General features: G+C 45.5%; 12 protein-coding genes and 1 pseudogene. 10 read left to right on the top strand and 3 right to left on the bottom strand.

All coding sequences use genetic code 11. The features are described 5' to 3' along the window. Positions 1-65 precede the first annotated feature (65 nt). On the bottom strand, positions 66-1,259 hold the full coding sequence (locus EXU30_RS11035) for a cyclic di-GMP phosphodiesterase (protein ID WP_130600023.1): 1,194 nt from the start codon (positions 1,257-1,259) through the stop codon (positions 66-68). Positions 1,260-1,591: 332 nt separating this feature from the next. On the opposite strand from EXU30_RS11035, the gene EXU30_RS11030 reads away from it, so the two are divergent. From EXU30_RS11030 to EXU30_RS11020, 3 genes and pseudogenes are all read left to right on the top strand, one after another. Continuing rightward, positions 1,592-2,950, top strand: a complete 1,359-nt coding sequence (locus EXU30_RS11030) for an isochorismate synthase (protein ID WP_423213345.1) — start codon at positions 1,592-1,594, stop codon at positions 2,948-2,950. Between the two features lie 284 nt (positions 2,951-3,234). Then, a pseudogene (locus tag EXU30_RS11025) lies at positions 3,235-3,896 on the top strand (7-cyano-7-deazaguanine/7-aminomethyl-7-deazaguanine transporter). Between the two features lie 148 nt (positions 3,897-4,044). After that, a complete protein-coding gene (locus EXU30_RS11020; RefSeq protein ID WP_130600019.1) occupies positions 4,045-4,500 on the top strand; it encodes a GNAT family N-acetyltransferase in 456 nt (151 codons plus the stop codon). A 986-nt stretch (positions 4,501-5,486) separates the two neighbouring features. Here EXU30_RS11020 and EXU30_RS11015 read toward each other — a convergent pair. Continuing rightward, complete coding sequence (locus EXU30_RS11015) at positions 5,487-7,649, bottom strand: sensor histidine kinase (protein WP_423213344.1); 2,163 nt, start codon at positions 7,647-7,649, stop codon at positions 5,487-5,489. Between the two features lie 2 nt (positions 7,650-7,651). Beyond that, on the bottom strand, positions 7,652-9,019 hold the full coding sequence (locus EXU30_RS11010) for a sigma-54-dependent transcriptional regulator (RefSeq protein ID WP_130600017.1): 1,368 nt from the start codon (positions 9,017-9,019) through the stop codon (positions 7,652-7,654). A 300-nt stretch (positions 9,020-9,319) separates the two neighbouring features. On the opposite strand from EXU30_RS11010, the gene EXU30_RS11005 reads away from it, so the two are divergent. The 7 genes from EXU30_RS11005 (at position 9,320) to EXU30_RS10975 (ending at position 15,884) form a co-directional block, all read left to right on the top strand. Next, positions 9,320-10,138 carry an ABC transporter substrate-binding protein gene (locus tag EXU30_RS11005; RefSeq protein WP_130600015.1) on the top strand — a complete coding sequence of 273 codons (819 nt, stop codon included), beginning with the start codon at positions 9,320-9,322 and terminating at the stop codon, positions 10,136-10,138. Next, the gene (locus EXU30_RS11000) at positions 10,138-10,845 is read left to right on the top strand and encodes an ABC transporter permease (RefSeq protein ID WP_130600013.1); all 708 of its coding nucleotides are present in this window, start codon (positions 10,138-10,140) and stop codon (positions 10,843-10,845) included. The genes EXU30_RS11005 and EXU30_RS11000 overlap by 1 nt, the downstream gene beginning before the upstream one ends. Beyond that, the gene (locus EXU30_RS10995; RefSeq protein ID WP_130600011.1) at positions 10,846-11,580 is read left to right on the top strand and encodes an ATP-binding cassette domain-containing protein; all 735 of its coding nucleotides are present in this window, start codon (positions 10,846-10,848) and stop codon (positions 11,578-11,580) included. 7 nt (positions 11,581-11,587) lie between these two features. Further along, positions 11,588-12,169 (top strand): molybdenum cofactor guanylyltransferase MobA, encoded by a 582-nt coding sequence (gene mobA / locus EXU30_RS10990; RefSeq protein WP_130603429.1) that lies wholly within the window; start codon positions 11,588-11,590, stop codon positions 12,167-12,169. Between the two features lie 27 nt (positions 12,170-12,196). Continuing rightward, positions 12,197-14,008 carry a bifunctional molybdopterin-guanine dinucleotide biosynthesis adaptor protein MobB/molybdopterin molybdotransferase MoeA gene (locus EXU30_RS10985; RefSeq protein WP_130600009.1) on the top strand — a complete coding sequence of 604 codons (1,812 nt, stop codon included), beginning with the start codon at positions 12,197-12,199 and terminating at the stop codon, positions 14,006-14,008. A gap of 21 nt (positions 14,009-14,029) precedes the next feature. Continuing rightward, complete coding sequence (gene moaA, locus EXU30_RS10980) at positions 14,030-15,016, top strand: GTP 3',8-cyclase MoaA (protein WP_130600007.1); 987 nt, start codon at positions 14,030-14,032, stop codon at positions 15,014-15,016. Positions 15,017-15,425: 409 nt separating this feature from the next. Next, positions 15,426-15,884 carry a hypothetical protein gene (locus tag EXU30_RS10975; protein WP_130600005.1) on the top strand — a complete coding sequence of 153 codons (459 nt, stop codon included), beginning with the start codon at positions 15,426-15,428 and terminating at the stop codon, positions 15,882-15,884. Positions 15,885-15,919 lie beyond the last annotated feature (35 nt).

The raw sequence follows: 15,919 nt of genomic DNA, 5'->3' as shown, positions 1-15,919 counted from the left end.
ATGTCACCTTCGATAGCATAGTTACAACAACCAGGTGACACGATTGAGTGACAAAAATTAACCCACTAATAGAAAGGCGTCGGGTCAACATCAAGTGAACTTGGCGACACGCCTCGCTCAATCACTAAGTCCGACTTTTTCAAATCGACAAATGCTACCTCGGTATAACGACGATGTTTTTGCGAATAAAAACACTTAACAATCGGATGCAATGCGTCGCGATTTTTTGAATCCCATACAATACCAACACGTTCATCAGACAATTGCACCAACGAGCCAACTGGATAAACACCGACACAGCGAATAAACTCGTATACCAGTTTTTGATCTAGATGGAATGGGGTTAAGCTAATTAAGATTTTAAATGCGGCCGCAGGGCTCATCGCCTCTTTGTAGCAGCGCGTTGCCGTGAGCGCATCGTAAATATCAACAATACAGCTCATACGGCCATGCATAGGGATTTCATCTCCTTTCAAGCCTCTAGGATAACCTTTGCCGTCAAGTTTTTCGTGGTGCATCAAGCACACGTCAATACTGACCTGAGACAAGCCTTCAATGTCGCGCATAATATCGATTGCGTAAACTTGATGCAGCTTCATCTTTTCAAATTCTTCAGCGGTCAGTCTGGCAGGCTTATGCAAAATCTCATTATCGACTTTGACCTTGCCAATATCATGCAAGATACCACCAACGGCCATTTGCTTAATCAATTCAGGGTCAAGGTCAAGGTAGCGACCAAAAGTCACCAGCAAAAAGGCAACGTTAATCGAGTGCTCAAGTAAATAGGCATCTTTTGAACGTAGTGCTGAAATACACTTAAAAGCATCGGCATCATCCATTACCGACTCGATCATTTTGTCAGCCACTTCGCCAAACTGCGCCACCTCGATAGCTTTACCCTCGAAGGTTTCTGACATCACTTTTTTGATCAAGACTTTAGCTTCAGACAAAAGTTTCTTCGCCTGTTTTTGCTTAACGTCGCGAGGATTCGTCGCAGGCTTTTTCGCTAACGGATTACCAGATACTTTTGGCTTAACCTTTTTCAACCCGCAGCTATCCGACGAGCGCTCGACATCGACCCAAACGGTTTTAATACCATTTTTGGTTAACTTAGTAATAGCATCACGGTTTTTTATCTGGCCTGCATTAGAAACAGCGACCTTACTATTATTGTGGTCAATGGCGGTAACGAACATGCCGATAGCCAATTTAGACACGGGGATCTTAATCAGATTGTCTGATCCCGCAGATACATTCATTTATACAGCGCTCCAACAAAGTTGATATTGCAGATAGAGGCGGATACAGAAAAGAGGTTTGTTATTGTCTGATTAATTTTATGCTTTGTCAGTAACAATTTCCAAATAAAAACTTGCTTATTTTTAGACCTGTATCCGGTATCTCTACCTCAATAAGGCGTTGATCCACGCTTTTGCCCATAAATGCGAGTTTAGACGTATAAATTAAAGTAATTCTTGTATCACAAGACTGAAAATTGGATATCGGCTTTTTAATTTCAGGCTGGTATATTAGATTTTCATGTGCAATCAAATAGTAAGATAGCACCGAGATAAACACGTGGGAGAGAACATTGCCGGGCCAGGTTTTTGCGACACACATTAGCGAGCTAAAACAAAAACTCGCTAAATTGAGACATGCGCCTATCGCTGACCCAATTCTACAACTGTCAGTAGAAGCCCCTTCTCTGCCCGTATTATCATGGCTAGCGGCACAAACCTTATACCCGAGGATCTACTGGCACGGACGTGACAAAGTAGAAGAAGTCGCTGCAATCGGTGCCTGCAAAGACTTCTACTTTCATGATCAAATTAATGATGATGACCTCGCTAGACTTTATCAAAGCCAGCGCAATAAAAGTAACGGCCAAGACATTCGCTACTATGGCGGTTTAGCATTTGACCGCACAGTGGAATGTTGGGACGAATTTGGTCGCGCGCGCTTTGTGCTGCCTAGGATTGAAATTCGTCGCCACGGCAACAAGCTGCGCATTTTGCTCAACCTTGACTTCGACGGCAAAGACCCCAGCCAAGAGTGCGACGCTGCACTTGCCGATTTACAACAATTGCAGAAGCCTCTACCGCTGACACCACCAAGTAAACTGTCATTAATGGGCCGCAGCGACTTGCCAAATTACCCTCGCTGGCAAGAGCTGGTTGAACAAGTAACGCAACAGCAATTCAATCAAGCCACACCCAAAGTAGTACTGTCTCGACAAACTCAGCTTGAGGTCAGTGGTAATATTGACCCTTGGACCGTACTTGCTTGCTGGCAAGGCCGTAATCCAAATAGCTTTCAATTTGGTTTTCAGTTCTCGCCAGAACGGGCATTTATCTCCTGTTCACCCGAGCGCTTATATCTGCGCCGCCAACAAGAGCTCTACACTGAAGCATTAGCAGGCACCACCACTCGCGGGCTCAATACAGAAGAAGACAACCAACTCGCAAAGCAGTTACTCGAAGATACCAAGAACAGTCACGAAAACCAGCTGGTGCGTGAACATATCGTCGACTCCTTGTCATCGTTGAGCCAGTACGTCGGTGCAGAAGAAACACCCAAGATATTCAAGCTGAACCATATTCAGCATTTACACCGTGCTATTCGAGCACAGCTGCATTCTGGAGTGAACGATTTTGATCTGCTGAAAGCTTTGCACCCGACTCCAGCTGTCGGCGGCTTACCAAGGCAGTCAGCCTTAAGCTTTATTAGGCAAAGAGAAGGTTACGCTCGTGGCTGGTATGCGGGAGCTTGTGGTTATTTAAACCATTATGAATCGGAGTTTTCAGTGGCCATTCGTAGTGCACTGATAGAGCCTAACCGCGTTAACCTGTTCGCAGGCGCAGGTATTGTGGCAGGTTCAGATCCGCAAGCCGAGTGGCAAGAGTTAGAAAATAAACTCGCCACCATTTTATCGATACTAATTGATTTCTAATCAAACACTTCAGTAAGAACAGTATAACCTAGCAACGCAGTGCAGCTAAATTGCGCTTTTCGCTGCTTACACTTGGTGCTATTATCCCGCCCCCTAATTTACGCCTAGACTCTTTGTTAATTGTTAGTGCTTAAGCTCCTAGCTCGAACTTCAGAGCGATAAGGCAAGTTAGTTATACTCTGTACAAGCGCAGCTAAAAACTGAACTCTTAAATCAATAATCAGCAGCGGCGTTAACTTCGCGGGTTCCCTCACCCCGCATAATGAAACTAAAAAGGTCACAATATGCTTAGTTTAACTGCGCCGCAAATTCGCCGCGCCCTCACTTTATTGGTGAGCTTTCACATTTTAATCATCTGCGCCAGCAACTATTTAGTGCAGCTGCCATTTCAAATATTCGGTTTCCACACCACTTGGGGGCATTTAGCTTTCCATTTGTGTACCTAGCAACTGACCTCACCGTGCGTATTTTCGGTCAACAGGCAGCGCGTAAGATCATCTTTAAAGCTATGATCCCTGCACTGCTTATCTCATATCTCGTGGGTGTTGTGTTCACTCAAGGACAGTTTCAAGGCCTAACAGCGCTAACCGATATCAATACCTTTGTATTGCGTATCGCCTTTGCTAGCTTTGTGGCGTACCTATTTGGTCAGTTGATGGACATTACTGTGTTCGCCCGTTTACGTACGCTGAAAAAATGGTGGGTCGCACCGGCTGCCTCCACAGTTGTGGGCAATCTAGTGGATACTATAGTGTTCTTTAGTGTGGCATTTTACGCCTCGACTGACGCCTTTATGGCGCAGCACTGGCCAGAAATCGCCAGTGTCGACTATGGCTTCAAGCTTATTGTTAGCCTTGGACTATTTTTACCCGCTTACGGTGTGCTACTTAAAGTGCTGCAAGACAAAATTTTAGCGACGACAGACCAGCAAACCTTACGCAACTAACGACAGATTTATGTCATTTGAGCGAACAAGATCACGGTTACTGTTCGCTCATTCTGATCAGCACACTAGCAGACAACTGGACTGACCTGTTATACTTTCCGCAATTTTAACCCTTTAGTTAATGGCATTTATACCAAGGAGAGTTGTGATGTACTCCACTGAAATTAAGGCTTATAGCCAACTTTCATCAAAAGTTCTAAGCGAACTAACTCGTTTAACTCACATGATCCCTGAGTTAGACCGCCCGCAAACTGAGCTGGATTTGCAACAGCGTTTAGCGAACAAACCATGCTTGGTGTTACTTGCCTATGTTGAAGATGAACTCGCTGGGTTCAAACTAGGTTACGCCGAGTCTGACACTGTGTTTTACAGCTGGTTAGGTGGAGTTGCACCAGACTTTAGAAACCTAGGCCTGGCGAAGTCAATGTTGGAGTATCAAGAGAAATGGGCTGCTGAGCAAGGTTATCAAACCATGACAGTTAAAACCCGAAATCACTTCAAAGCCATGTTAACTATGTTGGTTCGTAGCCAATATCAGATCACAGAAATTGCGCCAGCGGCTGATATCGCCCACAACAAACTGCATTTACAAAAACAGCTGTAGGAATTAAAGGCTAATACTATCAAGGCGTTACAAACGGCAATTGTAAAGATAGCACTAATTGCCATCTTACGCTTGCAAGTGATAATGAGAATGATTATTATTTATTTGCGTTCCAAAACTCAGACAGTTAAAGGCTCATCACTTTAACTCCCCTCCGAGTTTTAATTAGCACGACATTGCTCACACACTTTGTGGCCGGGATTTTATCCCGGCTTTTTTTTACCTGAAATTCAGTTTTGCAACTCATTACTAATTGACGAAGATGTGATCACTGAGCAGAATCTTGCGCTGCTGAGAATAGTGGTTATTTTAGGTGCAAGCTTTTGAAACGACATAGTACAGGCGAAAACGCGCTTTTAAGCGTACTTTTAACCGTCGACTTCCCTGTAAAATAACTCCACAAAAGAGCGCCAGCGCATTATCTATCCACCTTAAATTCGTTTGCCAAACTGCTCTGTGCCTATTACTGATTGCTGTAACGCTTAGTTAGCAGTCAACTTCGGCGACGATTCATGCCGCCATAGCTACAAACCGTTAACTTTATGTTTGCTTTCACCAAAGCAGTTAAACAAATAAATTCAAACACTTAATAAGCAACAAACCTTATCAAACTACAGTGATAGCCTAATTAGGCTAAAAAAATGTCAAATTTAGCTTGCAAACTAAATGAGAATCATTATTATTAACTTGCGTTCCGAAGTAGAGAGCTTCATCACCTTTCTACTTTTTTAGTGATAAGTCTCATCATCTTTTCACTTCTCTGCAAAAAGCGTCATGCTAGAGCTTCATCACCTTTAGTTAGACGCTGCACAAAGTAGTATCACTCAATACTCCTAAAACAAGCCGGCTTCATCACCCGGCTTTTTTAGTGCCTGTTTTCTGACTCTCAAAGTTGTTCCAGCCTAGAGATACAAATATGCCACTCACTCAGATAAACCGAGCAAGTGGCACTGTTGCTTATACCGCTTTAATACTGACAAGGCTGATTACAGCGGCTTGTCCTTATCGACGAACTTGCTACGGCCGCCGAAGTGCAAACCAACATAAGGGTTGGTAGCATGCTCATCACGAGCTTGATGATACAGGCCAATAGTAAACACTGTACCCTCTCCAAGCGTAGAGCTCACCTCAATCGTGCCACCAATACGCTTAATAATGCCGTAACTTAACGATAAACCTAAGCCTGTACCGTCTTTACGCGTAGTGTAGAAAGGGTCAAAGATACGGCTAAGCTGTTCTTCAGAAATGCCCACCCCTTCATCGGCCACTTCAATCTTCACTCCAATGCACTGCCCTTTGTCATCAAGCCAATCAAAGGTTTTTACAAAGATGCGTCCTTTCTCTTCACTGGCGTGAGCTGCGTTCACCACAAGGTTAATCAGTACCTGCAAGATCTGCGGACGGTTAATTTCCACTTCAGTAGTGGCATTGAGCTCCTGAATCAACTCAACTTGCTGCTTCCTGATCGAGTGACGGACCAGTACCAGCATTTCTTCAACAATCGGCGTAACAGAATGTAGCTGCAGCGGCGCGTTGAACTCTCCCGGGCGACTGTACTGCAATAAACTGCGAATAATAGTACTAATACGACCTACTTGCTGAATCACTAAGTCGATCTCTTCTTCTACGTCGTCAGCTTTTTCACCAAGCTCGTATTTCAGCAGTTCCATGTTGCCCAAAATCACTGCTGTTGGATTATTAATCTCGTGGGCAATACCTGCGGTTAATTCACCTAGTGCAGTAAGCTTTTCATTGGTCACTAGCTGCTGACGGGTTTCATTTAGCAGTGCTACGTTGCACTGAAGCTCAACAGTTTTATCCTGCAAACTGCGAGTACGCTCCTCAACTTTGACTTCTAGCTGCTCCGCTGCCGCTTGGATCTGACTATTACGCTGCTGCAGTAAATCAAGCATGCGGTCGAACTGTTCAGCTAGATTGGACAATTCATTCTCACTATCAAGCCCAAGCTCTCCAATACGCACATTACGCCCTGATTGAACCGCTTTTACCACATGGTGAATTTTCTCGATCGGCTGCAATAAACTATAGGCTCCGCGATAAACCAGCAAACCAGAAATTAGCAACACCAACATCAAGATAGTGCCAAGCTCAATAATGTTTAGCAGATAGTTATGGATAAACGGTGACTCCGAGAATCCGGTGTAGATCATACCGATACGCTTACCGCGAATGTCTTCAATCGGTGAGTAAGCCGAAATAAACCAATCATTAAGCACAAACGCGCGGTCAACCCAAACTTCACCGTTCTCAAGCACTTGTTCACGCACTTCATCGGACACCAAAGTACCTAGCGCGCGGGTCATGGTCTCTTGCTCAGGAAAGGTAAGCTTCATCGGTACATTGGTACTGACGCGAATGTTATCGAGGAAAATTGTTACCGTGCCAATTGAGCGCTCAGGTAAGGTGCCTTTGTCGTAGACCAGATCACGAATATAGTCGACAATCACCGTATTGCGGTTGATCAAAATACCGCTGTCGAGATACCACACCACATTACCGTTTTGGTCGAGTACCGGCAAAATTGTCCGACTGACTAACCCTCGACTCTCTTCATCTTTTTTCGGCTCTTGTGCCCTAAGGGTTTCAGACACTGGGATCACCGCTTTTTGCGCAAGCTCAGGATTAATATGACTTAAGCGCTGAGGTGATAGCACAGTCAAACCTGAATAAGCTTGACCATCATTAATGTCAGACAACATGAGCCTTAGATCAGGATCTGCAGCAGCCTCGGTAATACTTAATATACGCAGAAAATCGAGTCCATAACGCTGCTTTTGTTCATTGAGTTTTAGGTTAAGTTGCGCTTGATTCTCTCGTTGCTGCTTGCGGCCTTGTGATATCAGGCGCTCATAATAGGTATGAAATTCCCAAGAATGACTAATATTGACCAGCTGTTGTTGCTGCTCTTGCTGTACCTGCAATAAGGTATTGTTAGCGACCGCCAGATCAGCTTTTACCTTCATAAATAGCTGCTGACCTGTGTAGCTGATATTCCAATAAATGGTAATAAATACCAGACTGACTAACGTCAACAAAATAGGCAGCAGCGTCAGTACTAGCAAGCGATAGCGTACCTTGGCACGCATTTGCTGCCAGGTAACGCCAAAAACTCGATTAAACAAAGACACGATTATTCTTCCTGCTCTGGGGCGGTGACATCAGCCCACTCTTTGAACTTACGGTCGAGCGTTTTGCGAGAAACCCCAAGATCACGCGCAGCAGCCGACTTATTACCATCGTGGGCAGCGACAACCTGCATTACATGCTGTTTTTCAACTTCTTTTAATGGCCAATCAAGCGGATAGCCAGATGTTTCAGGTACTGACTCTTTAGTGTCCACCTTCCAATATTCTGCCGGCGGCTTGCCAAGCAAGATACAGCGCTCAATCATATTACGCAGCTCACGGATATTGCCCGGCCACTCATGCTGTTGCAGAACCTGTAAATCTTCGTGGCTCCAAATCACCTCTTTCATGCCCATCTCTTTAATGATCTGCATGGTAAAGTAATGGGTTAACTCAACAATATCTTCACTGCGGGCACGCAGCGGTGGAATAAGGATATTCAACACGTTTAAGCGATAGAAGAGGTCGCGGCGGAAATGTCCTGCTTCAACCTCTTCTTGTAAGGTACGATTGGTCGCCGCCACAATGCGCACGTCAATAGCGACTTCTTTCTCGCTGCCTACTGGACGAATAGCACGCTGCTCCAGCACCCTTAACAAAGCCGTTTGCATGTTCATTGGCATTTCGCCAATTTCATCAAGGAAGATCGTGCCACCCGATGCAAAACTAAATAAACCTTCGCGACTAGATTTAGCGCCGGTGAATGACCCCGCCGTATGACCAAATAGCTCACTGCCCAATAATTCAGGAGCAATTGCGCCACAATTAACAGGCACAAAAGGGCCACTGCGGCCACTTAGGTGGTGCAACTGTCTGGCTACCAGCTCTTTACCTGTGCCGGACTCACCCTCAATTAACACCACAGCGTTAGTTGGCGCGACACGCTCTATCACTTGTTTTACTTCAACCATGGCATCACTGCGACCAATAATGCTGGATGCTTTACCGTGTGAAAGCTCGCGCTTAAGCATAAAGTTTTCACGTTTCAGCAAGCGGCGCTCAATACAGCGATCAACTGCTGTCATCATCTGCTCTAAATGAAACGGCTTCATAATAAAGTCAGAGGCACCAGCACGCAGCGCTTTAATAGCAACGTCCATATCGGCATAACCTGTCATAAAGATAATATCCGACTGACGATCAGGATCATCTAGCGCTTCATGCCACTCGATTCCCGAGCGGTCGGGCAAACGAATATCGACAATAAGTAGATCATAGTGACCTTGAGAGCGCATCTGCTCAGCTTGGGTAATCGTGGATGCGGTATCCACCAAAGCAAACTTTTTACTCAGTGCTTTATTTAAAAAGCTGCGCATCCCTGGCTCATCATCAACAATTAATACAGACATACCTGTTGGAAATGAAGTTTTCATGCAGTCGTGCTCGTCTTAGTTCAGTTGGACAAAATGACTCTGTTTTGGGAATTTATTTCAAAGACAGCGAAATCATTGGTCAGTATGGGTCAATACTACCGTGAGTTGAGACAATTTGTCCGCGCCAATTTCACAATAAACTTGATAATGATCACAGTTTAAATTTCTAGCGTGAACTACAACATTTGAATTCAGCCTTGGCATTTTAATTGCTTTATAGAGGCAAAATAAGAAAGTACCCACGATATTGAATGGCATAAGTACTTCACCAAACTTACAATTATTCTCCAGGGAACGACTATGTTTACTAAAAAATCTTCTGCATTATTACTTGCCGCTTCAGTACTAGGGAGTGTGGCATTCAGCCCAGTTGCACTAGCTGATGAAATTATCAAGCTAGCGACAACCACCAGCACAGAAAACTCAGGCTTGTTAGGCGCTATCCTACCGACTTTCGAAAAGCAGTCTGGTTTTGAAGTACAGGTTATTGCAACAGGTACAGGTAAAGCTTTAAAACTAGCTCGTCAGGGTGACGTGGATGTTGTAATGACTCATGCACCAGCGGCGGAAGCTAAATTCGTTAACGAAGGTTATGGTATTGAGCCGCGTGGCATCATGGCAAATGACTTCGTGGTATTAGGTCCAAAGAATGACCCAGCCAAAATCAATGGTAGTAAAGATGTAAACCAAGCTTTTGCTAAAATCGCTGCTAAGCCAGCAACCTTCATTTCTCGTGGTGACAACTCAGGCACGAACATGAAGGAGTTAGCAATTTGGAACAATGCCAATGTCACGACCGACTTTAATGGCTATACTGCAGTAGGCCAAGGTATGGGTAAAACGCTACTTATGGCTAACGAACTGCAAGCTTATACCTTGACTGACCGCGGTACTTTTGTAGCTTATAAAGCTAAATTAGATTTAGAGATTAAATTCGATGGTGGTGAAGCACTTGCTAACCCTTATCAAATTATTCTAATTAACCCTAAAAAATACCCAGACTTAAACCACAAAGGTGCACGCGCACTAAGTGATTGGTTAGTCAGCCCAGAAGCAAAGAAAATGATCAACAACTACAAAGTGCAAGGAGAGCAATTGTTTAAGGCATCTCAAAAATAATGAGCGAAGGCTGGTTAGTACTACTGCAGCAAGCATTTAGCTTGCTGCTGTCTTTTGACCCTGAAGTATGGTCAATCATCAATGTTTCATTTAGCGTGTCATTCGCTGCGCTTCTTATCACCCTTATTCCATCTATCGCCTTAGGCTTTGTCCTTGCATTCACGCAATTTCGTGGGCGCTGGCTGGTTACCAACCTTATTCAAACGCTGCAATCTATTCCTACAGTGGTGATAGGTTTGTTGGTGTTTTTATTATTAACTCGTAACGGCGTGCTGGGTGACTTGAAATGGTTGTTTACCCAGAAAGGTATGATCCTAGGGCAAATGCTAATTTGTGCCCCTGTATTAGTAGCCTTATCGCAAGCAGCATTCTCAAGTGTTGATCGCCGAGCCTGGGAAACCTCACGCACGCTTGGCGTATCATGGCCAAGCGCGGTTTATGTCTTATGCCGTGAGCTACGAGTACCACTGCTGCTTGCTGTTATCGCCGCATTTAGCAGAATTCTAACTGAAGTAGGATGCTCTATGATGGTGGGCGGCAATATTTTGAATGCCACTCGCAACATTCCTACCGCGATTGCCCTAGAAACCAGCAAAGGCGACTTTGCCCAAGCCATTGCATTAGGCTTAGTGTTATTGATCTTAGCCTTAATATTAAACTTCACACTAGGCACTTTGCGCGGTAAAGCGATGCCAAGGAGCCACTAGATGACAACCGTTCATAAAGCTCAAATCAATGCCGAGCACGTCGTCATGCGCTTCAACGACAAGGTGTTGTTTTCGTTTGCTAAGCTAACTTTTGCCCAAGGTGACGTGATTTACCTGCAAGGTGACAATGGCACAGGTAAATCAACGCTAATGAAATTACTCGCTGGCTTAATACACGCACCTGAAGGGAAGTTTAGTCATCAAGGATTTGAAAAAGCGGCATGGTGGCGTAAAGACGGCATGTTGGGCAAAGCTTTGTATTTGCACCAACATCCTTACCTTTTTGACGGTAGTGTAGAGTACAATCTCAAGTTCGCTGCGAACCAGTCAAAACTTGACCAAAGTGCGCTGACTGAACGTATTGACCAAGCAATTGAAATGGCGCAGCTTAAGCATTTGCTCACCCGCAATGCCAGTGATTTGTCTGGCGGTGAGCGTCAACGCCTTGCGATGGCTCGCGCCTGGATTGTGCAACCAAAGCTACTGATGTTAGATGAGCCTATTTCCAATATGGACAAGCCATCACAGCGACTAGTATTAGCTATGATCAATCAACTAAAAGATGATGGTACAGGCTTGTTGATAAGCAGCCATCAAACATGTGGCTTAACCGCTTTATGCCAAAAGCACTGGCATATTGCTAAACAACAAATTACTGTAAGCGATCACGTACCTAGCTTTTCTACTCAGCAACCAATTAATTCCACAGGATTAAATTATGTCAGCGCCAACTAACCCTTACATGGTCGATGGAGTCATTCTCGCAGGCGGTATGGCGCGACGTATGGGTGGCAATGACAAAGGATTGGTAGAGCTTGCGGGCAAACCCATGATTGCCCATGCGATTGACCGCATTAGCCCACAAGTGACGCAAGTTTTAATCAATGCCAACCGCAACCAAGACTCATACGCCGAATTCGGCTATCAGGTGTTCAATGACAACGAGTCAGGCTATCTCGGCCCACTTGCGGGCATGGTTACCGCACTTGCAAAAACTCAGGCCGACTATGTAATGGTAGTTCCGTGTGATTGCCCGCTATTACCAACAGATTTATTTATCCGTTTACACGCAGCGCTAGTAGCGCAACAAGCCGAGTTAGCAGTAGCCAGTGACGGCGAGCGCGAACAACCTGTTGTGCTGTTACTTACACCTAAATTGTTGACGTCAATGCAGGCCTTTTTAGATGCTGGCAATCGTAAAATCGATGACTGGTACGCCGCGCATCGCTATGCCGTCGCTGAATTTAGCGACCAACCAGACGCCTTTGTGAACGTTAATACGCCAGAACAAAAACAACGACTCGCCCAAGCGATTGCGCGCTAAGTTACCCAAATTTCGACGAGGTTATTTATGAGTGTTCCGTTTTCTAACCCGCTTCCAGTTCCAGTACTTGGCTTTTGTGCATACAGCGGCACCGGCAAGACCACTTTATTAAAGCAACTAATTCCTGAGCTAAACCGCCGTGGATTGCGTTTAGCCGTGATAAAACACGCTCACCATAATTTCGATGTCGATATTCCAGGTAAAGATAGCTATGAAATGCGCAAAGCTGGCGCAAGACAAATGCTGGTTGCGTCCCACGTGCGCTGGGCATTGATGACTGAAGATGCCGTTGATGGTGATCCAAAACTCGATCACCTACTCAAGCAAATTGAAGCCGACAAGGTCGATATTGTGTTGGTTGAAGGTTTTAAAAAGCTCACGCTACCAAAAATTGAGCTGCACCGCGCTGCACACGGTAAGCCATTTATTCACGAGCAAGACGACAACATCGTCGCCATTGCGTGTTGTGACGACACCAATACGCCGGCTGAGCTAAAGCGCCTTGACCTTAACAATGTCGGGCAAATTGCTGACTTTGTGGTTGAGTATCAACAAAACTGGCAACAACCTGCAGCTGAACTACCAATTCAACTACCACAAGCGCTCGATAGCGATAACGCGTACCAGCAAGGTCTCAGTGTCGCTCAAGGCATCACTTATGTGCTTGATAGCATTAATGCCACCAGCAATAGTGAGTTATGCAGCTTAGATGAGCTGGATAACCGAGTATTGGCCACTGATGTGATTTCACCAGTTAACGTGCCACAGCAAACCAACTCAGCAATGGACGGTTACGCATTCGCTTATGACAGTGTCTCGCAAACACCGTTGAAAGTCGTCGGCGAAGTTTTTGCTGGCCACGAATATGGCCAGACCCTTAATGCAGGTGAAGCTGTGCGCATTATGACTGGCGCGCCTGTGCCAGCAGGCGCAGACACCATTATGCCGCGCGAGCTAACCAAAGAAGAAAATGGCGAACTGAGCCTGCTTGAAGCTAAGTCCATCAAAGCGGGTCAGCACGTGCGTTTAGCGGGTGAAGATATTGCTAAAGATGCGGTTGCACTAAAAGCTGGCACCCGCATGAGCGCAGCTGAAGTAGGGCTAATGGCGTCACTTGGCCTAAGTCAGGCACAGGTGAGCAAAGCGCCAACCATTGCCGTGTTCTCAACCGGGGATGAGGTAAGTCAGCCAGGTGACGCGCTGAAGCCAAACTGCATTTACGATTCAAACCGCTACACCATCAAAACCATGGCCAAACGCCTTGGCTGCAAGGTTATTGATTTAGGCATCATCGAAGATAATGAAGATGCGCTAATGCAAACCTTGACTCAAGCATCTGAACAAGCCGATATCGTAATTAGCTCTGGTGGTGTGTCTGTAGGAAATGCCGACTACATTAAAACTGCGTTAGCAAAACTTGGCGCCATTAATTTCTGGCGTATTAACATGCGCCCTGGTCGCCCACTTGCCGTTGGCAAACTCAATAATGCGACATTCTTTGGGCTACCAGGCAACCCGGTTGCAGTTATGGTGTCTTTCCTGCAGTTTGTACAACCTGCGGTGCGTAAACTTGCTGGCGAGAAAAATTGGCAGCCAACTTTCTTACCTGCCGTAGCCGATGAAAATCTACGCAGCCGTGAAGGTCGCACTGAATTTTTACGTGGTATTTACCACGTTGGCAACGATGGTCAGTTGCACGTTAAGTCTACCGGCGCCCAAGGCTCAGGCATGCTTAACTCTATGGTACAAGGGAACTGTTTAATTGTGATCGGTGAGCAACCTAAGTCTGTTGCTGCTGGTAACACGGTATTTATTCAACCCTTTGCTGATGTGTTGTAAGCAGCTGTAGTAAGAGTCGTTATGAGCCAAATTGTTGATCAATTTTACCGTCACGTAGAGTACCTGCGCCTGTCGGTGACCGACCGTTGTGATTTTCGCTGTGTATATTGCATGAGTGAAGATCCCGAGTTTCTGCCACGTGACCATGTGCTGAGTCTTGAGGAGTTGTCTTGGGTTGCTCAAGCATTCACCGAGCTTGGCGTCAAAAAGATCCGCCTAACCGGTGGCGAGCCGTTGGTGCGAACCGACTGTGAGCAACTGGTTAAACTGCTAGGTGATTTACCGGGGTTGGACGACTTGTCGATGACCACAAATGGTTCACGTCTCAGTAAGATGGCAACATCACTCAAGCAAAATGGTCTTAAACGACTAAATATCAGCTTAGATACTTTAAACCCTGAGTTATTCACTCAGTTAACCCGTAACGGCAAGTTAGAGCGAGTTGTAGCAGGTATTGATGCAGCTATTGCAGCAGGCTTTACCAAGATCAAAATAAACGCGGTTATTCTGCGAGGACAAAACGACCATGAAGTAATTGATTTGGTTAACTTCTGCCGCGAACGCAGCCTAGACATTGCCTTTATTGAAGAAATGCCACTTGGGGTTATTGATGAGCGCAAACGCAGCCGTCACTGCTCAAGTGCAGAAGTACGCCAAATCATTGAGCAGCAGTACCAGCTAATCCCATCGAGCAAGCGTACTGGCGGGCCGGCTCGTTATTACAAGATACCTGATAGCGACACTCATATTGGCTTTATTTCCCCTCACAGCAATAACTTTTGTCACGAGTGTAATCGCGTGCGGGTAACCGTTGAAGGACGTCTACTACTTTGTTTAGGCAACGAAAATTCGGTGGACTTAAAAGCCATTGTACGCGAGCATCCAGGCGATATCGACAGGCTCAAAACCGCCATTCTCGAAGGTATTAAACGTAAGCCGAAAGAGCACCATTTTGGTCATCAAGATGAGGTGCAAATTCTGCGCTTTATGAATGCCACCGGCGGTTAATACTCATCTCTTAACAGCGCAGTACAAAATAGCTACTGCGCTGATCGCACGTCTCCCATCTATCTATTCACAGCTACCTTAATAGCGTAAGTAATAGTTTGGCTTTATCTCGACAATTACCAACGCTTACCTCTAGGCGCCATTCAATCCAGGGCGAACATTTATCGCGTGTCTTCTTGTGGGATTAATGAGCTTTGAGTAAGCAAGCCTCTTTAGCAAGGATGCTAAAGCGGAGCCATCAGGGATGATTTTACGGCGTCTTGCGCAATCAAAGTTCGTTACCCCTTAGCACATGGTTGATAATCAATCACTCACGCGATCGCACTGCCATTCAATCCTATTCGCCTCAGCCAAGCTTAATGCTACACTGCCAATTCTAAGCTTAAACTAAGGAACAATAGGACGGCATATGGCACTGTCACGTAAAAAGTGGAACTACATTATTATTGCTGCCAGCATCATGATGATTTCAGTGCTCTCCTACCTAGACAATCAGTCTACTATTCCTAACGATGCGCTGCCTTTATTTGCTGACGATACCCCATTAGTGCAGCTGCAGCTGGACGAGGTTTGGCTTAAACAGCAGCAAGGCCAATGGCTGTGTGATAGCAAGGTGCTCAACTGTCAGCAGTGGGCTAAGGCCTGGCAAACTATCAAGGTATCGCCAATGACGCTTCAAGCAGATGATTTTGTCGCCGAAGGTGAGCAGCGACAATCTCTCACCATTAAGATTGAGCAGCACCAAGTACAACAATGGACGCTATATCCAGAGCAAGGTTTAATACAGACTCAAGCTGGTAGCTGGTATCAAATCCCGCCAAGTTTGCGGGCTGGGTTAATACCTGTCATCGATCTTAATCAACACTAAATTTCTAAACGTATAAACACCCAAATGTGGCAATG

Source organism: Shewanella maritima (assembly GCF_004295345.1).
GTDB lineage: Bacteria > Pseudomonadota > Gammaproteobacteria > Enterobacterales > Shewanellaceae > Shewanella > Shewanella maritima.
The sequence above is the reverse complement of the archived record's forward strand: the minus strand, read 5'-3'. Positions and strand labels throughout refer to the sequence as shown.